This is a genomic window from Methylocella tundrae, from assembly GCF_038024855.1.
In the GTDB taxonomy this organism is placed as follows: domain Bacteria; phylum Pseudomonadota; class Alphaproteobacteria; order Rhizobiales; family Beijerinckiaceae; genus Methylocapsa; species Methylocapsa tundrae.
In genome coordinates, this window is record NZ_CP139089.1 from 2,215,386 (window position 1) to 2,235,378 (window position 19,993).

General features: G+C 61.8%; 20 protein-coding genes and 1 tRNA gene. 17 read left to right on the plus strand and 4 right to left on the minus strand.

Annotated features, from left to right (window positions below):
* Positions 1 to 97: 97 nt before the first annotated feature.
* On the minus strand, positions 98 to 1,501 hold the full coding sequence (gene tig / locus SIN04_RS12635) for a trigger factor (protein ID WP_341264467.1): 1,404 nt from the start codon (positions 1,499 to 1,501) through the stop codon (positions 98 to 100).
* A gap of 100 nt (positions 1,502 to 1,601) precedes the next feature.
* Positions 1,602 to 1,686 (minus strand) — tRNA-Leu (locus SIN04_RS12640).
* A 322-nt stretch (positions 1,687 to 2,008) separates the two neighbouring features.
* Between SIN04_RS12640 and SIN04_RS12645 the strand changes: the two genes are divergently transcribed.
* From SIN04_RS12645 to SIN04_RS12670, 6 genes are all read left to right on the plus strand, one after another.
* Positions 2,009 to 3,385: a multicopper oxidase family protein gene (locus SIN04_RS12645; RefSeq protein ID WP_244605792.1), complete on the plus strand. Its 1,377-nt coding sequence runs from the start codon at positions 2,009 to 2,011 to the stop codon at positions 3,383 to 3,385.
* A gap of 26 nt (positions 3,386 to 3,411) precedes the next feature.
* Positions 3,412 to 4,830 carry a methylenetetrahydrofolate--tRNA-(uracil(54)-C(5))-methyltransferase (FADH(2)-oxidizing) TrmFO gene (gene trmFO, locus SIN04_RS12650; protein ID WP_134489685.1) on the plus strand — a complete coding sequence of 473 codons (1,419 nt, stop codon included), beginning with the start codon at positions 3,412 to 3,414 and terminating at the stop codon, positions 4,828 to 4,830.
* A 217-nt stretch (positions 4,831 to 5,047) separates the two neighbouring features.
* Positions 5,048 to 5,266: an RNA-binding protein gene (locus SIN04_RS12655; RefSeq protein WP_134489687.1), complete on the plus strand. Its 219-nt coding sequence runs from the start codon at positions 5,048 to 5,050 to the stop codon at positions 5,264 to 5,266.
* Positions 5,263 to 5,721 carry a Panacea domain-containing protein gene (locus SIN04_RS12660; RefSeq protein ID WP_134489689.1) on the plus strand — a complete coding sequence of 153 codons (459 nt, stop codon included), beginning with the start codon at positions 5,263 to 5,265 and terminating at the stop codon, positions 5,719 to 5,721. The genes SIN04_RS12655 and SIN04_RS12660 overlap by 4 nt, the downstream gene beginning before the upstream one ends.
* 503 nt (positions 5,722 to 6,224) lie before the next feature.
* Positions 6,225 to 7,103 carry an IS1 family transposase gene (locus SIN04_RS12665; protein WP_134492491.1) on the plus strand — a complete coding sequence of 293 codons (879 nt, stop codon included), beginning with the start codon at positions 6,225 to 6,227 and terminating at the stop codon, positions 7,101 to 7,103.
* Between the two features lie 84 nt (positions 7,104 to 7,187).
* A complete protein-coding gene (locus tag SIN04_RS12670; protein WP_341263948.1) occupies positions 7,188 to 8,009 on the plus strand; it encodes a hypothetical protein in 822 nt (273 codons plus the stop codon).
* 121 nt (positions 8,010 to 8,130) lie between these two features.
* Here the strand turns inward: SIN04_RS12670 and ubiA are convergent, their stop codons facing one another.
* Both ubiA and SIN04_RS12680 read right to left on the minus strand, forming a co-directional pair.
* Positions 8,131 to 9,135: a 4-hydroxybenzoate octaprenyltransferase gene (ubiA, locus tag SIN04_RS12675; RefSeq protein ID WP_423135978.1), complete on the minus strand. Its 1,005-nt coding sequence runs from the start codon at positions 9,133 to 9,135 to the stop codon at positions 8,131 to 8,133.
* The gene (locus SIN04_RS12680; RefSeq protein WP_134489691.1) at positions 9,132 to 9,578 is read right to left on the minus strand and encodes a hypothetical protein; all 447 of its coding nucleotides are present in this window, start codon (positions 9,576 to 9,578) and stop codon (positions 9,132 to 9,134) included. Before SIN04_RS12680 ends, ubiA begins: the two co-directional genes overlap by 4 nt.
* 106 nt (positions 9,579 to 9,684) lie before the next feature.
* Between SIN04_RS12680 and SIN04_RS12685 the strand changes: the two genes are divergently transcribed.
* The 11 genes from SIN04_RS12685 (at position 9,685) to SIN04_RS12735 (ending at position 19,952) form a co-directional block, all read left to right on the plus strand.
* Positions 9,685 to 10,443 carry a 16S rRNA (uracil(1498)-N(3))-methyltransferase gene (locus SIN04_RS12685; RefSeq protein ID WP_134489693.1) on the plus strand — a complete coding sequence of 253 codons (759 nt, stop codon included), beginning with the start codon at positions 9,685 to 9,687 and terminating at the stop codon, positions 10,441 to 10,443.
* A gap of 74 nt (positions 10,444 to 10,517) precedes the next feature.
* Positions 10,518 to 10,862 (plus strand): hypothetical protein, encoded by a 345-nt coding sequence (locus SIN04_RS12690; protein ID WP_134489695.1) that lies wholly within the window; start codon positions 10,518 to 10,520, stop codon positions 10,860 to 10,862.
* 297 nt (positions 10,863 to 11,159) lie between these two features.
* Positions 11,160 to 11,732 carry a NifU family protein gene (locus tag SIN04_RS12695; protein ID WP_134489698.1) on the plus strand — a complete coding sequence of 191 codons (573 nt, stop codon included), beginning with the start codon at positions 11,160 to 11,162 and terminating at the stop codon, positions 11,730 to 11,732.
* A gap of 93 nt (positions 11,733 to 11,825) precedes the next feature.
* Entirely contained in the window at positions 11,826 to 12,515 is a 690-nt protein-coding gene (tsaB, locus tag SIN04_RS12700) for a tRNA (adenosine(37)-N6)-threonylcarbamoyltransferase complex dimerization subunit type 1 TsaB (RefSeq protein WP_134489700.1), read from the plus strand.
* Positions 12,516 to 12,541: 26 nt separating this feature from the next.
* The gene (gene rimI, locus SIN04_RS12705) at positions 12,542 to 13,033 is read left to right on the plus strand and encodes a ribosomal protein S18-alanine N-acetyltransferase (protein WP_134489702.1); all 492 of its coding nucleotides are present in this window, start codon (positions 12,542 to 12,544) and stop codon (positions 13,031 to 13,033) included.
* A gap of 262 nt (positions 13,034 to 13,295) precedes the next feature.
* A complete protein-coding gene (miaB, locus tag SIN04_RS12710; RefSeq protein ID WP_244605974.1) occupies positions 13,296 to 14,651 on the plus strand; it encodes a tRNA (N6-isopentenyl adenosine(37)-C2)-methylthiotransferase MiaB in 1,356 nt (451 codons plus the stop codon).
* A 23-nt stretch (positions 14,652 to 14,674) separates the two neighbouring features.
* Entirely contained in the window at positions 14,675 to 15,709 is a 1,035-nt protein-coding gene (locus SIN04_RS12715) for a PhoH family protein (RefSeq protein WP_244605975.1), read from the plus strand.
* Entirely contained in the window at positions 15,706 to 16,194 is a 489-nt protein-coding gene (gene ybeY / locus SIN04_RS12720) for an rRNA maturation RNase YbeY (RefSeq protein ID WP_134489708.1), read from the plus strand. Before SIN04_RS12715 ends, ybeY begins: the two co-directional genes overlap by 4 nt.
* 2 nt (positions 16,195 to 16,196) lie before the next feature.
* Complete coding sequence (locus SIN04_RS12725; RefSeq protein WP_134489710.1) at positions 16,197 to 17,258, plus strand: hemolysin family protein; 1,062 nt, start codon at positions 16,197 to 16,199, stop codon at positions 17,256 to 17,258.
* A gap of 353 nt (positions 17,259 to 17,611) precedes the next feature.
* Positions 17,612 to 19,300, plus strand: a complete 1,689-nt coding sequence (gene lnt, locus SIN04_RS12730) for an apolipoprotein N-acyltransferase (RefSeq protein WP_134489712.1) — start codon at positions 17,612 to 17,614, stop codon at positions 19,298 to 19,300.
* Positions 19,301 to 19,457: 157 nt separating this feature from the next.
* A complete protein-coding gene (locus SIN04_RS12735) occupies positions 19,458 to 19,952 on the plus strand; it encodes a helix-turn-helix domain-containing protein (RefSeq protein WP_134489714.1) in 495 nt (164 codons plus the stop codon).
* Positions 19,953 to 19,993 lie beyond the last annotated feature (41 nt).

Below are 19,993 nucleotides of genomic sequence, written 5' to 3' on the forward strand. Positions count from 1 at the left end.
GCCGATAAAACGAAACAATCGTCATGTTAAGCAGATAAGCGCTTCGCGTCAGTTCGCAACGACCTCATTGAAAATAGCCGGCCGCAAAGCCTCGCGCTCAGGCGAGCGCCGCGTCCTCCGCCTTTTCGCTGTCCTTGCGCTCGATCTCGTCCTCATCATCCTCGATCGCCAGGAGATCTTCCTTCGAGACGGTCTTGTCGTTCACCTTGATCAGGCCGAGGATATGGTCGATGACTTTTTCCTCGTAAAGCGGCGCCCTGATCTCGGCGAGCGCGGCCGGATTTTTCTGGTAATACTCCCAGATGAGCTTTTCCTGCCCCGGGAATGAGCGCGCGCGCTCGAACAGGGCCTGGCTCACTTCCTCGTCGGCAACCTTGACGCCCGCGGCGTCGCCAATGTCGGCCAGCAGCAGCCCGAGGCGCACGCGCCGCTCGGCGATCGTGCGGTAATCGGCGCGGGCCGCCTCCTCGGTCGTGCCTTCATCCTCGAAACTGCGTCCGCTCTGGCTCTGCTCGGCTTCAACCCGGCGCCACACCGCGTCGAACTCCTGCGTCACCAGCCCTTCGGGAAGTTCGAAGGAATATTTCTTGTCGAGAGCGTCAAGAAGTTCACGCTTCCATTTGCGGCGTGAGGCGGCGGCGTAATCGCGCGCGATATTGGCCTTGATCGACTCTTTCAGCTTCTCAAGATCCTCGAGCCCGAAGCCCTTGGCCAATTCATCGTCGATCTTGACTTCGCCGGGCGCGGCAAGCCCCTTCAGCGTCACCTCGAAGGTCGCGGCCTTGCCGGCCAGCGCCTCGGCCGAATAATCCTCGGGGAAAGTCACGGAAACCGTGCGGCTTTCGCCAACGCCGAGCCCTTCGAGCTGCTCCTCGAAGCCGGGAATGAAACTGCCGCTGCCGAGCACGAGATCGATCCCCTCGCCGGCGCCGCCCTCAAAAGCCTCGCCGTCGATCTTGCCGATGAAATCGATTGTCGCCTTGTCGCCCTTTTGCGCGGCGACGCCTTCGCCTTCTTTCGGGGAATAGGTCCGACTCTGGTCGGCGAGGCGCTTCAAGACCTCGTCCACCTCGGCGTCATTGACCTCGGCGACGAGGCGTTCGATCTCGATGCCCTCGAAGCTGCCGACCTCGATTTTCGGCAGGACCTCGAGCGCCACCGTGAAGGCGAAATCCGCCTTCGCCTCGAAGGCTTTCTCGAGCTCGTCCTTTTCGCCGGGAAAATCGATCTTCGGCTGCGAGGCGGGCCGCAGCGCATTGTCCTCGACAATCTTGCGATGGGCTTCGTTGACGGCCTCCTGCACCACCTCGGCCATGATCGAGCGGCCATAGAGCCGCTTCAGATGCGCAACCGGCACCTTGCCCGGGCGAAAGCCGTTTATGCGGGCCTTTGCCTGGATCTCGGAGAGCTGGCTATCGAGGCGGGTCGCGAGATCGGTCGCGGGAAGCACCACCTTGAATTCGCGCTTGAGGCCCTGCGAGAGGGTTTCCGTGACTTGCATCGTCTGACCAACCTTTTCGACTTCGTCGCCTGCTCTAAATTTCAAATGTCGATCCGCATCGGCTGGCCAGGCGCGGCCGCGAGCTGATGATGGTGAGATCTGGTGCGGGCGGAGGGACTCGAACCCCCACGATTTTCACCACCGGAACCTAAATCCGGCGCGTCTACCAGTTCCGCCACGCCCGCGCGACCAACTTTCGCGCAACCTTCAGCGATAGGGGAACGTCCGCCTCACCGCCTCGGGTGGGGCTCTATAGCAATCGCCCGCGCCCGATGCAGCAAAAAAAAGCACAATTAGGCTTGACCGCGCAAAATGGCAAATCCCGGCGTTTCCGCGATCTCCGGGAGTGGGCGAATCCCTGGAGCCAAGGCGCTCAGCCCGTCCGTCCACTTGCCAAATTCGGCGTTTGCCGCCTAAACCGGCTGAACCACGGATCGCCGCCCCGTCGTTCTTTGCTCTCGCCGACGCCCGTCTCCTCTCCAACCTTGCCAGCCGATGCCCGCAAAAATGATCAGCCGCCGGCGCCTCCTCGGATCGGGCCTCGCGATCAGTCTTTTTGATTGTTCCGCGCGCGGCGAGCCGGTCGCGGGCCAGGACGGGTTTTTGATTCTCGAGGCGGCGCCAGGCTCCCTGCGCCTCCTGCCCGAGCCCGCCGCGCCGACGCCGGTCCTTGCCTTCAACGGCGCGGTCCCCGGCCCACTTTTGCGTTGCAAGAAAGGCGAAGAACTCAAAATCCGGCTGGTCAACGGGCTTGAGCAGCCAACGAGCCTGTCGTGGCCGGGCGTTCGCATCGTAAATGGCATGGACGGCGTCGGCGGCCTGACCCAGAAGCCGGTCGCCCCCGGCGAAAGCTTCGACTATCGCTTTACGCCGCCTGACAGCGGCCTGTTCGGGTACAGACCGGGGGTTTTGCCCTTTGCCGGCGAACAGTTTGGCCGCGGCCTCTATGGCGCGCTCATCGTCAATGAGCCCGATCCGCCGAAGGCCGACCGCGACATGCTCGCCGTCATCGCCGACTGGCGTCTCGACGACAAGGGCGCGATCATCGCCGATTTCGATGCCAAAGAGGACGCGACGGGGCGTGGCCGCGTCGGCTCGCTGGTCACACTGAATTCGACGGCTGTTCCCGTGGCGGAGACAATGCCGCCGGGATCGCGCGTCAGGCTGCGCCTTCTGAGCGCCGTCAACGCGCGGATCATGTCGATCGCCTTTGAAGGCCTGAAGCCCCTCATCCTGGCGGTCGACGGACAGCCGGCCGATTCCGCCTTCGAGCCCGTCCGGCTGACCATTCCCGTCGGACCCGGCGCGCGTTTCGACATGATGTTCGACCTTCCGGGAGAGGCGGCGGCGCAGGCGCGTTTGATCCTGCGCGGCGACAATGAGCCAGATCGCGTGCTTTTGTCCTTCAGGACGGAAGGGGAAGCGCGCAAAAGCCTGCCCGCTATCGGCTCGCTTCCAGTCAATCCTTCGCTCCCGGCCGAGATCAGGCTTCAGAACGCAAAGCGCGCGGAACTCGTGATCGAACCCGCAAAGCAGGCGTCCACAGAAGGGACCCCGCCTCTCTATTGGACGATCAACGGCGTGGCGGCGGCTGCATTTTCCGCGAAGCCGTTGTTCTCCGTAAAGCGCGGCTCTCCCGTGACCCTTGCGATCGTAAACAGATCCGCCTTCATCCAGGACATCCACGTTCACGGCCATTCCATGCGGCTCCTCCATGATCTCGACGACGGCTGGGAGCCTTATTGGCGGGATAGCGTGCTGGTCCCGGCCGGAAAAACCAAGCATCTCGCCTTCATCGCCGACAATCCGGGCAAATGGGCCATCGAATCCGCCATCGCCGAGCGGCAGGCCACAGGTCTTTCGGCCTGGTTTCTGGTGACGTGAAGCGCTTGACCCTCTAACGTCCCCTCATGCCCAACCAGAATTCCTCCCTCATCCACGTCATCGGCGGCGGCCTCGCCGGAGCGGAAGCCGCCTGGCAGATCGCCAGCCGGAACATTCCCGTCGCGCTGCATGAAATGCGACCCGCGCGGCAAACGCCGGCGCATCGCTCCGGCGATCTCGCCGAACTCGTCTGCTCCAATTCATTCCGGGCGGACGACCCCGAAACCAGCGCCATCGGCATGCTGCACCGGGAAATGCGCGCGCTGGGTTCGCTCATCATGAGCGCCGCCGACGCTCACAAGCTGCCGGCGGGCGGCGCGCTCGCCGTCGACCGGAATGGATTTTCGGCTCACATCACGGCGCAGATTTCGAACCATCCCCTGATCGAAATTTTCCGCGAGGAAATCGAGGGATTGCCGCCAGCCGACTGGCAAAACGTCATCATCGCCACCGGCCCTCTGACCTCGCCGGCTCTCGCGGCGGCGATCGGCGCGCTCACCGGCGAGCGCGATCTGGCTTTCTACGACGCGATCGCGCCTGTGGTGCATCGAGACTCGATCGACATGAGCAAGGCCTGGATGCAGTCGCGCTATGACAAGGCGGGCCCGGGCGGCACGGGCGCGGATTACATCAATTGTCCGCTCGACAAAGACCAGTATTACGCCTTCATCGAGGCGCTCAACCGGGCGGAAAAAATCGAATTCAAGGAATTCGAGGATACGCCCTATTTCAACGGCTGCCTGCCGATCGAGGTTATGGCCGAGCGCGGCGCCGAAACCCTGCGCCACGGTCCGATGAAGCCCTTCGGCCTCACCAATCCGCATAATCCCGGCGTCAAGGCCTATGCCGTCGTGCAACTGCGGCAGGACAACGCCCTCGGCACACTTTATAATATGGTCGGCTTCCAGACCAAGCTGAAGCATGGCGCGCAGGTCGGGGTGTTTCGCGCCATTCCGGGGCTGGAGCAGGCGAATTTCGCGCGGCTCGGCGGCTTGCATCGCAACACGTTCCTGAATTCCCCGAAAGTGCTGGACCGCGCCTTCCGCCTCAAGGCGGACCCGAGACTTCGCTTTGCCGGCCAGATCACGGGGTGCGAGGGTTATGTCGAAAGCGCGGCGATCGGGCTGATCGCAGGACGCATGGCCGCGGCCGATGAAAAGGGCGAGGCGTTTCCCCCTTTGCCCGCGACGACCGCGATCGGCTCACTTATTAATCATATTACGGCGGGACATATCGAGACGATCGACGCAGGCCCCCCCTCTTTTCAGCCGATGAACGTCAACTTCGGGCTGTTTCCGCCCCTGACGGAAAAGCTCGCCGCGCCGGAAGGCAGGCGCCTGCGCGGCGCCGAGAAGGCCGCGCTGAAAAAGGCGGCGATCAGCGCACGCGGGTCTCGCGATCTTGACGCCTGGATGGCGGCGAACGACATTCGCGCAGTGGGTTGACCCAATTCGAAGGTCTTCAGGCATATTCGGGCAGTGTCTCAGTTTGAAATTTTAGGCCATAGCTAAAGCTGCGCCAATGTGCGAATCGCTCGCCTGCACATTTTTGCCGCTAGATCAATAAGTGACATTTTGTCAAGTGCGTGCTATTTGAATAGCAACGAAAATCATCGCTATCCGCACAAATCAAAGACTTGCTGCTCAAAAACGGGAACGAATCATGCCTAAAGGCCCACAAGGGCAAAAACGACCTGCTGACGCCATCGGCTGCGCGGTTCATGTTATGCGCATTGCCACGGGCGAAATCATCGAAGAATTGAAAGATCCGTCTGGCAAGGTTCGCTCGGGGAAAGCCGGATCTAAAGCGCGCGCGGAAAAGCTCTCACAGGGGGAACGCACGGCCATTGCAAAAAAAGCAGCGGCACGGCGTTGGGGATGATGGCGCACAGCGCACTAACAATCGCAAAATATTTTCTGTCTCTTCCCGACGAGGAGTCGGGGGAGCTTGTGTCTAATCTGAAAATTCAAAAGCTATTATATTACGCCCAAGGGTATGCCATTGGCATGGGTGGGGTTAATTCGCCGCTTTTCAGAGAAAAGATTTATGCGTGGAAACACGGCCCTGTTGTAAGAGAAGTATATAATAGCTACTCGGCGTACGGTTCCGGTGCCCTTCCTGTGGAATCGCGTCCAAATTTACCAGTCGAAACTAGGGAGTTCTTGGACGACATATACAGGGTGTTCGGCAGGTATTCAGCGTGGACGTTGAGGGACATGACTCATCGTGAACCGCCGTGGCTTAATAATTACGAACCAAATGTTCCGGATATTGAAATCCCGCTAGTTGACCTGCATAAATACTTTAAACAATATGTCAAAAAAACGAAAAGCTAAAAGCAGCAAGCGATTATTACCTAAAACAATCCAATTACCATCGTCAGATGCGGGAGAGCAGCATATTGGCGTTTCGTCTAATAAGACAGGGAGGCCTCTGTTTTCTTTTAGACACATTTGCAACAAGGAATTTTGTGTTAAAAAATGCAGTATTGAGCAATTTAAAGCTTACTCTGACGCGCTAAGAATGCTCAGCGATCTAGAATGGGGCGTAATAGACGGATTGCCTAGTAACGGCCGTGGCTATGAGGCAATCCCGGTGAAATCGCTCAATGCAAGCGCAAAAATCCCTGAGCCTTTTTCCAAGGCGGAGGCGGTCCTCGTGTTCCGTTTTGGCGGTGGTGGAGCAGTTGCCAGCCGAACTGCCGGGAGAATTGCGGGGATTAAGGATAGAGACCGATTTTATGTCCTTTTCATAGATTCTAGGTTCGATTTATACGACCATGGATCGTAACTGACTTTTTTGCTTGCTAACTCGCTATAACAAGCATAAAGTTCATTTTATGAACAAGCTCCCTATCGCCACACGCGTCCAAATCCTCTCCATGCTCTGCGAGGGATCGTCTATGCGGTCGATCTCGCGCATTACTGGCGTGTCGATCAACACCGTGACGAAGCTCTTGGAAGACGCTGGCGAGGTTTGTGTGACCTTCCATGATGAGCATGTGCGTGGCGTGAAGGCCAAGCGCGTTCAGGTCGATGAAATCTGGTCTTTCACCTATGCGAAGGCCAAGAACGTTGCGAGCGCGAAGGACGCCCCAGATGGCCCTGGCGATACTTGGACTTGGACCGCGCTTGAAGGCGATACTAAGCTTATTGTTTCGTTCTTTGTCGGAGGCCGTGACGGTGATTGCGCCAAATGGTTCATGGATGACGTAGCCGCTCGGCTCGCGACCCGCGTCCAGCTTACCAGCAACGGGCATAAGGCATATCTGGAAGCCGTCGAAAGAGCCTTCGGGGCGGACGTAGACTATGCGCAGCTTGTGAAGCTCTATGGCGCATCGGCGGATAGCTTCAAGGGCCGCTATAGCCCGGCCGAATGCACGGGGATCAAGAAAATTCCGGTCGAGGGGAAACCCGATCCGAAGCATATCAGCACGTCATTCGTAGAGCGCCAGAACCTCACCATGCGCATGTCCATGCGCCGGTTCACGCGCCTGACCAATGGGTTTTCCAAGAAGGTCGAGAACCACGTTCACATGGTCGCGCTTTATACCGTTTGGTATAACTGGCTGCGTATTCACAAGACACTTCGCGTAACGCCAGCGATGGCGGCTGGCCTGACCGGAAAGCTCATGGATTGGGAAGATATTACCGAGATCATGGATGCAGCCGACGAATCCAAAAAGCGCGGCCTATACAAAAAACAAATTTCAAACTGAGACACTACCCATATTCGAGACATCTTGTCTTTTTGACGCCAAGCTGACACAGTCGCCGCGCTTTTCTTTGATGAGATCGGCGCGATGAGCGATGAAACCTCCATTCTTGTGCTCGGCATGGACGAACTGGCGTCCGCGATCGCCCGCAAGCTTCATCTTTCCGGCTATGCCGTCGCCATCCATCAGCCGACGCCGCCTCGAACCATCCGGCGACGCATGGCTTTCGTCGACGCCTGGACCGATGGCGCCTTCAGTTTTGAAGGAGTCGAAGCCCGCCGCGCTGACAAGACCCGGGATTTTCTCGATTCGCTCAAAAGCGGCGCGTCGATTCCAGTGCTCTGGCATCCGTTCGAGGATGTGGCGACGCGCTGGCCCTGGGACGTCATCGTCGATGCGCGCGCCGGGACCGGCGCCGCGCCTGAGAAACTGCGTCATCTCAGTGAGTTCACTGTCGGACTCGGCCGCGGCTTCGTCGCTGGCGAGCATTGCGACATTGTGATCGACATTGGAGCGCGCGATCCTGGCGCGGTGCTGCGGAACGGATCAATCACGCGCCAGGACTCTCGCGACGAAGAGCGCTTTGCCGACGGCAGAATGATCGCCGCTCCCCATCATGGGCTCTTTCACGGCGCAAAACGGCTCGGCGAGCGGATCGCCAAAAGCGACATCGTCGGCTCCATCGGCGAAACCGCCATCCTCGCGCCGGTCTCTGGCCGCTTGCGCGGGCTGGCGCGCGATGGCGTGGCGGTCGCAAAAGGCGCTGACGTCGCGGAGATCGTCCCATCCCCCGGCGCGGAGGTCGCCGGCATCAGCAAGCGCGATCGCCTGATCGCCCGCAGCGTCGCATTCGTGATCGAAATGGAGCGCGCCGGCTACGCGCCAATTTCCCTCGAGAGCTTTTTTTAGGGCATGACGCCCTAGAGCATATTCCGATCAGATCGGGTTCGATCTGATTGAATATGCTCAAGCTTTTGAATCTGGAGCGATTTCTGATCGATCGAATGACTCCATTCGATCGGAAAGCGCTCTAGCCCAGAGCCAGCCGAACCGCCTCGCCGCAAAGACCCGCGCAGAGAATAAGCCCCGCGTCACGGTTCGAACGGAACAGACGCAGGGCGGGGGTCGCATCTTCGTCCAGGCTTTCGGCGGGCGCGGGAAGATGAGCGACCTGCCAGGCAAGATGGGCGGCAAAGCCAGCGAGTCCCGCCAGCGCCAGGCCGCCCGCCCCTGCGGCGAATATGGCGGCTGCGACGCAGGCGATCGAGACGGCATAGAGGCACGCCACGCCGACGCGCACGCGGCGCCCGAAAAACCGCGCGGTCGAGCCTATGCCGACGATAGCGTCATCCTTGACGTCCATCATCGCATAGATCGTGTCATAGCCGATGGTCCAGAATATCGCGCCCGCATAAAGAAGCACGGGCGCGGCTTCCAGCGATCCGAGCGCCGCCGCCCAGCCCATCAGTCCGCCCCAGGCGAAGGCGGCCCCGAGAACGGCCTGCGGCCAGGACGTGATCCGCTTCATGAAGGGGTAAATGCCGACGAAGCCGAGCGACGAAAAGCCAAGCAGGATGGCGAAGCGATTGAAGCTCAAGAGAACGGCGAGGCCGATGAGACACTGGACCGCGAGAAAGACGACGGCGGCGGGCGCGCCGACGCGGCCGGAGGGAAGCGGCCGGCCTCTCGTGCGCTCGACTTTCGCGTCGATGCCGCGGTCGACAATGTCGTTATAGGTCGAGCCCGCGCCGCGCATGGCGATGGACCCTATCAGAAAAAGGAGGAGATCGCGGCCGTGCGGCAGGACGCCCTGATGAACGCTCGCAAGCGCGCTCGATTGCCAGCACGGCAAGACCAGCAGCCACCAGCCGATCGGGCGGTCGATCCGGGCGAGCTGGAGAAAAGGCGCCCATGATTTCGGCGCCAGGCGGAAGAGCAAAGACCTTTGGTCAGCGTCGGGCAGACGCAACGGGTCCGCTGGCGCCTCACGCGCCGTGCCGCCTGAGCGAGGGGCCGCGGACGCCGTCTTCGTCACAGGGGGCCGGCCGGGAGCTTCTGGCCTTGCGGCAGGCCGCCGCCCTGCTCCTGCGCTTTTTTCATCTGCGTCACTTGCGCGGCGATCTTGCAGGCCTGCGCCGCGACCGAGCCGGACTTTTGTGCGCTGAGGGTGATGTTTTCCAGCGCATTGTCCGGAACCGAGCACCATTCCTTATTTTTGGTGAGATAGGCGAGAAGCTCACGCTCGGCGCCGACCAGCGCCTTGAGTTTAGGACATGAGGCGACAGGATCGAGCTGGTTCTTTGAACCCTTGGCGAGACGATTCAAGTCATCGATAACGACCTGGCGCTTCTTTGTCAGCGATGCGATGTCTTCGTTGCAGTCAAGGGCATGCGCGACGCCGCCGAAACCAAAGCAAATCGCCAGCGCGCCAAACGCCGCGGCTTTACGCACGCCAAGGATAAGACTATTCGCCATCATGGTCCGAGCCTTTCAACGGCGTTTGCCGTTCGTTAAGCGGTTTCCATAGCAAAAACGCGCCCGATCAAGCAAGCGCGCCGCCCGTCCTGCGTTTGTCGAGCACGAAATGCCCCGCATTGATTTCACCTCCCATCGCCTTTACGTCGACGCGCCGCTGACGCCGAAGGCGCGCGTCACTCTCGATCCCGCACAGGCGAACTATCTGCGCAATGTCCTGCGGCTGAACGATGGCGCCGAAATTCTTGTCTTCAATGGACGCGACGGTGAATGGCGCGCCCGCCTCGACGCGGCGAACCGCAAATCGCCGGCGCTTATTGCGCATGAACAGACGCGCGCCCAGCATCCGCCCTTCGATCTGCACTATCTGTTCGCCCCGCTGAAACATGCCCGGCTCGACTATATGGTGCAAAAAGCGGTCGAAATGGGGGCGGGACAGCTTCGCCCCGTCCTTACCCGGCGCACGCAGGCCGAGCGAATCAATGTCGAGCGCATGCGCGCGAACGCGATCGAGGCCGCGGAACAATGCGGCATCCTGTCGATCGCCGAGATTTTTCCGCCGGCCCGGCTCGGCGCTTTGCTCGAAGGCTGGAGCCCGGAGCGCCTGCTGATCTTCTGCGATGAAGACGCGCCAGTGCAGGACCCCATCGACGCGCTGCGCGCCGTCCCCGGCGCCGGGCCTCGGCCGCTCGCCGTTCTGATCGGCCCGGAAGGCGGCTTCGATGAGGACGAGCGGCAATTACTCCTTGCCATGCCGCAGGCGCTACGCCTTTCGCTCGGCCCCCGAATCCTGCGCGCCGATACGGCGGCTGTCGCGGCGCTGGCGCTGATCCAGGCCGGTCTTGGAGATTGGCGCAGCTTTCGTTAATCGACCATTAAATCGCCCCATTATAAAGTCACTCCAATGGCGATTCGTCGGGAAGCGAAGATTCGGGATTCTTCATGATCTTACGCGCCAAGGCCGTCTGGTTTCTTTCAAGCGTCGGCACCGGTCTCCTGGCCCTTGGCGCGGGCGCGCGGGCGAATGATTTACCCTCCCCGCAGGTCAAATGCGACGCCGCCTATGGCCCGGGATTCACCGCGAGCGAAAACGGCGAAAGCTGCGTATGGGTCGGCGGCCATTTGCGCGTCGGCTTCGGCCGAAGCGGCGTGTCGCCGGACGCGGGCTCTGCCAATGGAGGCGCAATGCGCGTCAACGCGGACGACAATGCGAGCGATGGCGCGCGCGCGATGACCGGCCATCTTCGTCTGCGCGACGGCGATGCCGTGGGAACGATCGCGCGCTGAGCCCTTCAGCCGCGATCAAAGAATTTTCGACGAAGCCGCCCCTTGCTGCGCCGAAATGCCCTGAAAGTCACACGGAACGGCCGGGCGCGGCCCACGCCGCTTGCGCCCTCGGCGGATCCTCATCAAAAGGACGCCGCAGGCAAGCCGCGCAGCAAGCTTGGGCTCGACGAAATATCACGCTCGCCATATTGATCCGGAACGCTTATTTATTTGTGAGACGGCGGCCGCAGCAGCGCGCCGTCGCCTTCATTCGCCGCATCCAGCTCCGGCCTTGAACCGGACGTTTGGGAGAGAGCCATGTTCATCCAGACTGAAACGACGCCGAATCCTTCGACATTGAAATTCCTGCCGGGCCGCACCGTCATGGGCGCCGGCACGCTCGATATCCGCGAAGCCGCCGGCGCGCAGCAATCGCCGCTCGCGGAAGCGCTGTTCGCGCTCGACGGCGTCTCCGGCGTCTTTTTCGGGTCCGACTTCATCTCGGTCACCAATTCAGGCGCCGACTGGCAGGAACTGAAGCCGACCGTTCTCGGCGCCATCATGGAGCACTTCGTCTCGGGCGCCCCGCTGCTCAACGCGGAGGCGGCGGCGCAGCATGGCGACGGACTGCAAGGCGAGGACGAATTTTTTGCGGCGGACGACTCCGAGACCGTCGCGACGATCAAACAACTCATCGAAACCCATGTGCGGCCCGCCGTCGCCAATGACGGCGGCGACATCAAATTTCGCGGTTTTCGCGACGGAACCGTCTATCTCGCCATGAAGGGTTCGTGTTCGGGCTGCCCCTCCTCTACTGCGACCCTCAAGCATGGAATTCAGAACTTGCTCAAACATTATGTGCCGGATGTACGCGCCGTCGAACAGATCTGAAGCGAAATCGCCGTTTCAAGCCGCCTTGCGCCAAGCAGATCCCGCTTCGTCTGACGACGATGCGCCGAAGCAAGCGACCGGCGGAGTTCGCCCTTGAAAATCCTTGCGATCGACACCGCGCTTCCGGCGGTTTCGGCCTGCGTGCTGGACGATGAGGGCGGCGTCGAAGCGATCGAAAGCATCGCGATGGAGCGCGGCCATGCCGAAGCGCTGCTGCCGCTGATCGACCGGGTGATGGCGAGAGTCGATGGCGGCTTCGAAGCCCTCGGCCGCGTCGCAGTCACCGTCGGTCCCGGCTCGTTTACGGGATTGCGCATCGGGATCGCCGCCGCCCGCGCCATCGGCATCGCCTGCGAAATCCCCGTTGTCGGCGTTTCGACGCTCGCAGCTCTCGCGGCGCCCTTGATCGTGGCGCAGAAGCCTGGCGTCGTCGCGGTCGCGATCGACGCCCGTCACGGCAATATTTTCTTCGCCGCTTTCGGTCCGGACGGGCGAGCTTTGCTGGCGCCCCGTATCGCGTCGGCTCTGGAGGCGGCCCATTCGCTCGGCCCCGGCGATGTCCGGCTTGCCGGCTCCGGCGCGCCGCTTCTCGCGGCCGAGGCGGAAAAACTTGGTCTGAATGTCGAACTTATCGCTGAAAATCTCGTTCCCGACATTGCTTTTGTTGCGAGACTTGGGCTTTTCGCCGATCCGGCTCTTGCGCCCGCGCGGCCGCTCTATCTCAAAGCCGCCGACGCGAAGCCCCAGGCGGGGAGCGTATTTTTGCCGACTGACGCCCCATGAGCCTCGATAAATTGGGCCTTTGACCCATGTTCAGCCTGTTCGTCAAAGGGTCGGCGCCGGCCTATCGTCCAATCGGCGCCGAGCGCAGCGCGGAGTGCGCATTGATCCACGCCGGCAGTTTCGCCTATCCTTGGGCCGAAGCCGACTTTGAACAATTGCTGCTGGGGCAGGAGATCGTCGCGAATGGCGCCATCGAGGCGGATGATCGCGCCCTCGCAGCATTCATCCTGTCGCGCGCAGCCTTGGATGAAGCCGAGATCTTGACCATAGCCGTCGCCCCGGCGTGGCGGCGTTACGGCGTTGGCCGCACGCTACTCGCAACGCATATCGCCAGCCTCACCAAACTTGGCGTCAGGCGGCTCTTTCTCGAAGTCGACACCCAGAACGCCGCCGCGCGCGCGCTTTATGATGCGGCGGGCTTTCGCCAGATCGGCGAGCGCAAGGCCTACTATCGCAAACAGGGCGAGAGCCCGGCGAGCGCCCTCGTGATGCGGCTGGACTTGGGTGGGCAAGTCTGACAAGACCGGGTTTTAGCAGAACGGTTGAAGCGTAGGGTTCGACCCGGCGTTTGAAGGAGGTAAGGATGCCTATTTCTTCGAGCGTCATTAGCCTTTAGAATACGCATGCGAGGCTGCGGCCTCGAAGATCGCGGGGATGATGTCTCAGTTGGATGATTTGAAGTTGGAGTCGGGGGAGGCGCGCGCAAGCGGCGAACATCCCGATGAGACGGCGCTCCCCGCGCACGGGCGAAAGCTCTTCGTGCAGTCTTTCGGCTGCCAGATGAACGTCTATGACGCCCAGCGCATGACCGATCTGCTGAGCCGCCAGGGCTATGCCGAGACGGCGGAGGTCGAAGACGCCGATCTCGTGATCCTCAATACCTGCCATATTCGCGAACGCGCCGCTGAAAAGATCTTTTCCGAACTGGGCCGGCTGCGCGCGCTGAAACTGGAGCGCGCCGGCGCGGGGCTCGCCACCAGGATCGTCGTCGCGGGATGCGTCGCGCAGGCCGAGGGCGCCGAAATCTATCGCCGCCAGAGCGCCGTCGACGTCGTCGTCGGGCCGCAAAGCTATCATCGGCTGCCGGAACTGCTGCGCCGCGCCGAGACCGAAAAGCGGGTCGTCGACACCGATTTTCCGGCCGAGGACAAGTTTGATTTCCTCGCAGCTCCCGAGCCGCAGCAAACCCGCAAGCGCGGCGTCAGCGCTTTTGTGACGGTGCAGGAAGGCTGCGACAAATTCTGCACCTTCTGCGTCGTGCCTTATACGCGCGGCGCCGAGAATTCGCGCCCGCTCGAGGCCGTCGTGAACGAGGTGGCGGCGCTGGCCGCCGCCGGCGTGCGCGAGGTGACGCTGCTCGGCCAGAACGTCAACGCCTACCACGGCGAGGCGCGCCAAGGCGCGGCCTCGCTCGCGCAGCTCTGCCGGGACATCGCCGGCCTGCCAGGCATCGCGCGCATTCGCTACACGACGAGCCACCCGAACGACATGGACGCCGGACTGATCGAAGCGCATCGCAGCGAGCCGAAGCTGATGCCCTTCCTGCATCTGCCGGTGCAATCTGGCTCCGACGCGGTGCTCGCCGCGATGAACCGCAAACATACAAGCGCCGATTACATTTCGCTCTGCGAGAGGATCAGAGAGGCGCGGCCCGATATCGCGCTCTCATCCGATTTCATCGTTGGATTTCCCGGCGAAACGGATGCGGATTTCGCGGCGACGCTGCGCCTCATCGAGACCGTCAGCTTCGCCAGCGCGTTCTCATTCAAATATTCGCCGCGACCTGGCACCCCCGGCGCCGACCGCTCCGATCAGATCGAGGAAGGCGTCAAAGTCGAGCGCCTCGCGCGGCTGCAGGCGCTCCTCGAAAGCCAGCGGCAAGCCTTTAATCGGAGCATGGTCGGGCGCAAGCTCGACGTCTTGATCGAGAAGCGCGGCCGCCATCCCGGCCAGATCGCCGGCAAGACAAGCTATCTGCAGCCGGTCCAGCTGGACGGGGCTGAAAATCTCATCGGCGCCATCGTCACGGTCGAAATCGTCGCGACAGGCTCCAATTCCTTGTTCGGGCGGCTGGCGTCCGAGCCAGGATCGCGGCCGCCCGCCGCGATCCAAGAGAGTGTGCGAGGGTCCGTTTGAAACCATCCGATCGTTCCCCCGCGCTGCCTCGGCCGGAGATCAAGCGTCCGCCGAGCGACCTCGAAGCCGTCGAGATCAACCTCGCCTTTGACGACAATCGCTACGCCTCGCTGGTTTTTGGCCATTACGACCAAAATCTCGCCAAGCTGGAGCGAAGGCTCGGCGTCATCGCCAACGCCAATGGCAATCTCGTCACCATCAAGGGAACGCCGGACGCCTGCGAGCACGCCCGCCTCGTGCTGGAGAACCTTTACGGACGCGTCAAGACCGGCCAGCCCGTGACCCTCGGGGACGTCGACGGCGCGATCCAGGAAGGCGCGCTGCAGGGCTCGCTTTTTCCCAAAGAGACGGATGCGGGGCGCATTGCTTTCGAGCAGATCGGAACGCGCCGCCGCGGCCCTGTGCGCGCCCGCAACGCCGCCCAGGACATTTATCTGCGCATGCTGAAACGTCATGAACTGGTGTTCGCCGAAGGACCGGCCGGCACCGGCAAAACCTGGCTCGCCGTCGGCTACGCCGTGCTTCTGCTTGAGCAGGGCGCGGTCGAGCGTCTGATTCTGTCGCGCCCCGCCGTCGAGGCGGGCGAGCGCCTTGGCTTCCTGCCGGGCGACATGCGGGACAAGGTGGATCCTTATCTGCGCCCGATCTTCGATGCTCTCGCCGACTTCATGGACCCGCGCATGCTCGAGCGCGGCATGCAAACCGGCATGATCGAGGTCGCGCCGCTCGCCTTCATGCGCGGACGAACCCTCAGCAACGCCTGCATTCTGCTCGACGAGGCGCAGAACGCCACGTCGGTGCAGATGAAAATGTTCCTGACCCGGTTAGGCGAGGGCTCGCGCATGATCGTCACCGGCGATCCGACGCAGACGGACCTACCGGCCGGCCAGAGATCGGGCCTTAGCGAAGCCATCAAGCTGCTGTCCGGTCTTGAAGGCGTCGGCCATGTCATCTTCAAGGAAGGCGACGTCGTTCGTCACGATCTGGTGCGCCGCATCGTCGGCGCATATGAATACGCCCATCAGGCGGTGGCCCTGGACGAGAAAGCCCGACGATGAAACCCCTCATCGACATTGCGATCGAGGCCGAGGCGTGGGATGGATTCGAAGATCCCGCGGGCCTTGCCGAGACGGTGATCGGCCAGACGATCAGCCAGAGCGGCGTCAGGCTGGCCGAGGGCGCGGAAATCAGCATCGTCCTTTGTGACGACGCTTTCATTGCCGATCTCAATCGCAAATGGCGATCCATCGACAAGCCGACCAATGTGCTCTCCTTTCCGAGCGGCGGCGCGATCGCTTCGAGCCCCGTTCTGGGCGATATCGTGATCGCCTTCGAAACCGCCGCCAGAGAAGCCGAAGAAGCCGCAAAGCCGTTGCGCGACCACGTCGCGCATCTTCTCGCGCACGGCTTTTTGCATTTGATCGGCTATGATCACATCGCCGACGCCGACGCCGAGGCGATGGAGGCTCTCGAGCGCTCTGTGCTCGCCCGGCTCGGGATCGAGGATCCTTATCAGGAGCCTTTGGTTCGGGCCAAACCGTAACGATGACGACGATGAGCGAACGCGAAAGTCCGGCAGCGGGCGAAGCCGGAACGGAGAGGGCGCCCGCCAAGCCGAACCTGTTTGATCGCCTGCGCGCCATATTCGGCCTCGGCGGCGCCTCGATCCGCGACGATATCCAGGATGCGCTTGCCGATTCATCGATCGAGGTCGATGTGTCGCCGCAAGAGCGCACCATGCTGAGGAATGTCCTCGCCCTGCATGAAGTTCAGGTCGAGGACGTCATGGTTCCGCGCGCCGACATTGTTGCGGTCTCGCTCGACAGCAGCCTTATCGAGGTGCTCGCAGTCTTCCGCACGGCCGGCCACTCGCGCTTGCCCGTGCATGGCGAGACGCTCGACGATCCCCGCGGCATGATCCATATCCGCGATCTCGTCGCCTATTTCGCCGCCGGCATTCCGGAGCCGGTCGAGGATGAGGGCGATCGTCAGACGCCGGCAAGCGTGTCTGAGACGGAGGCCGCCGACAGCTTCAAACTCAAGACATTCGCGGATTTCGACATTCCATTGGCGGAGGCCAACGTTCTGCGTCCGGTGCTGTTTGTGCCGCCTTCCATGCCGGCGCTCGATCTGCTCGTCAAAATGCAGGCGACGCGCACGCATATGGCGCTGGTGATCGATGAATATGGCGGGACCGACGGGCTCGCCACGATCGAAGACATCGTCGAAATGATCGTCGGCGACATCGAGGACGAGCACGACCTTGACGAAAGCCCGAAGATCGACGCCGCCCCCGACGGCAGCTTCATCGTCGATGCGCGCGCGAGCCTTGAAGACGTCTCTTTGGCGATCGACGCAGATCTCACTGCGATCAGCGACGCCGAGGAGGTCGACACGATCGGCGGGCTTATCACGACGCTGGCTGGCCATGTGCCGGTGCGCGGCGAAATCATCGTCGAAGGCGGCCTCGAATTCGAAATTCTGGACGCTGATCCGCGCCGCGTGAAACGGGTCAGGATTCACCTTGGCCCGAAAAGAGCCGCCGCCAAGAGCCTGGAGCCGCAGGGCGGTTCAACAGCAGGCGATTCTTCCCCGGCGGCGCCTTGACCGGGCAGCTAAAAAAGGAGGCGTTTCAGTTCACAGAAGAATGACGCGCCGTCGGAGCAAATCTCCGGCATTTTACAGGGCGATGGCGGCTTACCTGGCGATGGCGGCCGCAACGCGAAAGGGGCCGTCTCCGCGTTAAAGACAAGAATCGGATTTACATCCTCCTTTCGTCAAACGGGATAGACCGCCGGCAGCGGGGCCTTAGCGGCCGGCCGTCCCGGCGCTCATCATCAGGCCGGAGAGCTCCTTGATTTCGCGGCACAAGAACATCCGCCCCGCCCTTTGTTTCGTCACGCCTTCGTCATGCGAACCGGCGGCGCCTTCGCTTAAAGCTCCCGTTCGGGATCTTTAACATGTTCGCCCTCGCCGCATCGATCACAAAGGCTGCAGGATGGCGCCGCCGTCTGATCGCGCTCTCCTGCGGCGCGGTCGGCGCACTCGCCATGGCGCCCTTCAACTTTTTCGCGGCGATGGCGGTCCCGATGACGGTCGCGGTCTGGCTGATCGACGGCTCGACCGCTTTGCCCGAAAAGAAACCCGTCATCCCCCTCGCCACCTCATCCGGGCGCGAATGGCGGGTCTGGCGCAAGCTGCCGCTCGCGGCGCGACGAGCCTTCTGGGCGGGCTGGTGGTGGGGATTTGGCTATTTCCTCGCCGGCCTTTGGTGGCTCGGGGCGGCGTTTCTCGCCGACAACGATCAATACGTCTTCGCGATGCCGCTTGGCGTCATCGGACTTCCCGCCGCCATGGCGATTTATCCGGCTTTGGGCTTCATGCTCGCGCGCCTCATATGGACGCAAGGGCCGAGCCGAATTTTCGCATTCGCCGCGGCGTTGACCTTTACCGAATGGCTGCGCGGGCGCCTTTTTACGGGCTTTCCCTGGAACGGCTTCGGCATGGCGCTCGGCGGCAACCTTGCTGGCGCACAGCTCGCGTCGGTCATCGGCCTTTATGGGCTCACCATCGTTACGATCGTCCTTTTTTCCGCGCCGGCGACCCTCGCGGCGCAGCCTTTTTCCCGGCGGCCTCTCGCGCCGACGGGGGCGGCCCTGGTCGCCCTCGCCGCCATATTCGGTTTCGGCGCGTGGCGTCTGGCGCAGGCGCCGCAGAACTCCGTCGCCGGCGTCGCACTCAGGATCATGCAGCCGAATCTCGCGGAGGATGATAAATTTCGGCCCCAATACCGCGACGAGATCTTAGATCATTACCTCAAACTGTCAGCGCTCGCAGCCGACGCCGATTCGCTCGACGTGACGGTGGTGATCTGGCCGGAGTCCGCCTTTCCGTTCATTCTGTCGCGCGACCCGGAGGCGATGGCCGAAATCGGGGCGGCGCTGCCGCTTGGCTCCATTCTCGTCACTGGCGCCGCGAGGGCTCAGGAAGATCCAAGAACCATCGCCGCGGGCCTTGGCCTTCCGATCTCGAAACTGGCCAACCCGGTCTTTTTCAACACCATTCAGGTCATCGGAAGCGGCGGCGTCCTGATCGACTCCTACGATAAGGCCCATCTTGTGCCTTTTGGCGAATATCTGCCCTTCGAATCGCTGCTGACCCATATCGGTCTGCACCATTTCGTCCACATTCCGGGCGGATTCGAGCCCGGCCCCGGACGCAAGACGCTGAATGTGCCGGGATTGCCGCCGGTCGCGCCGCTGATCTGCTATGAGGCGATTTTCCCCGGAGAAGTTTTGCCGCAAGAACCAGGAGCGCCGCGGCCCGGGCTTTTGCTGAATGTGACGAATGACGGCTGGTTCGGTTTGACGGCCGGCCCTTACCAGCATTTCGCCCAGGCTCGGCTGCGCGCCATCGAAGAGGGATTGCCGCTCATCCGGGCCGCCAACACGGGCGTATCGGCCATTGTCGATCCCTATGGGCGCGTCAAGGAGCAATTGCCTCTGGGCGTCGAAGGCCTTCTCAAAGGCTCCTTGCCGGCGGCGATTCCCGCGCCGGTTTTCGCCCGTCACCCATTTTTAACGCCGTTTTTATGCTGGATTGCCGTTCTCGCCATTGCCGTCGCGGTGTTTTCGCGAAAGCGTGTTTGACAATAGCGGATTAAGTGTCATGTAATTATTTTCATCCTTTATCAAAAGGTCACCAGCCCGACAGCTGTCGCCCGAGGAAGCTGTATCGATATGAACGCATGAAACCCCAGTATCGAACCTTACAAGAAACGTTCTACTATAAAAGCACGGTAGGGCTATGAGCGATCAAAATATCTCCATGGATAAGGTCAAGAAAGTTCCCAACCCGATCGACCGTCATGTTGGCAGCCGCGTGCGCATGAGGCGTGTCATTCTTGGCATGAGCCAGGAAAAATTGGGCGAAGCTCTGGGTCTGACTTTTCAGCAAGTTCAGAAATACGAGAAAGGCGCGAATCGCATCGGCGCGAGCCGGTTGCAGCAGATTTCGCGCACGCTCGACGTGCCGCCGGCGTTCTTCTTCGAAGGCGCGCCTTCTTTCGAGAGCCCCCCCGCTCCTGAACAAAGGCTTGGCGTCGCCGAGGACGCAAATCCAAGTTATGTCGCAGACTTCCTCTCGACTGCGGAAGGATTGCATCTCAACATGGCCTTCTCTCGCATTCACGACCCCAAGGTGCGCAAGCGAATCATCGATCTTGTCTCCGCCCTCGCCGGCGACGAGGCGAGCGCCGATCTGGCGCCCCCGACCCCGAGGGACGGAGGCCTGCGCGACTAGCGCGCGTTCGGTCTAACGAACAGGACAGCCCAATTCGCTTG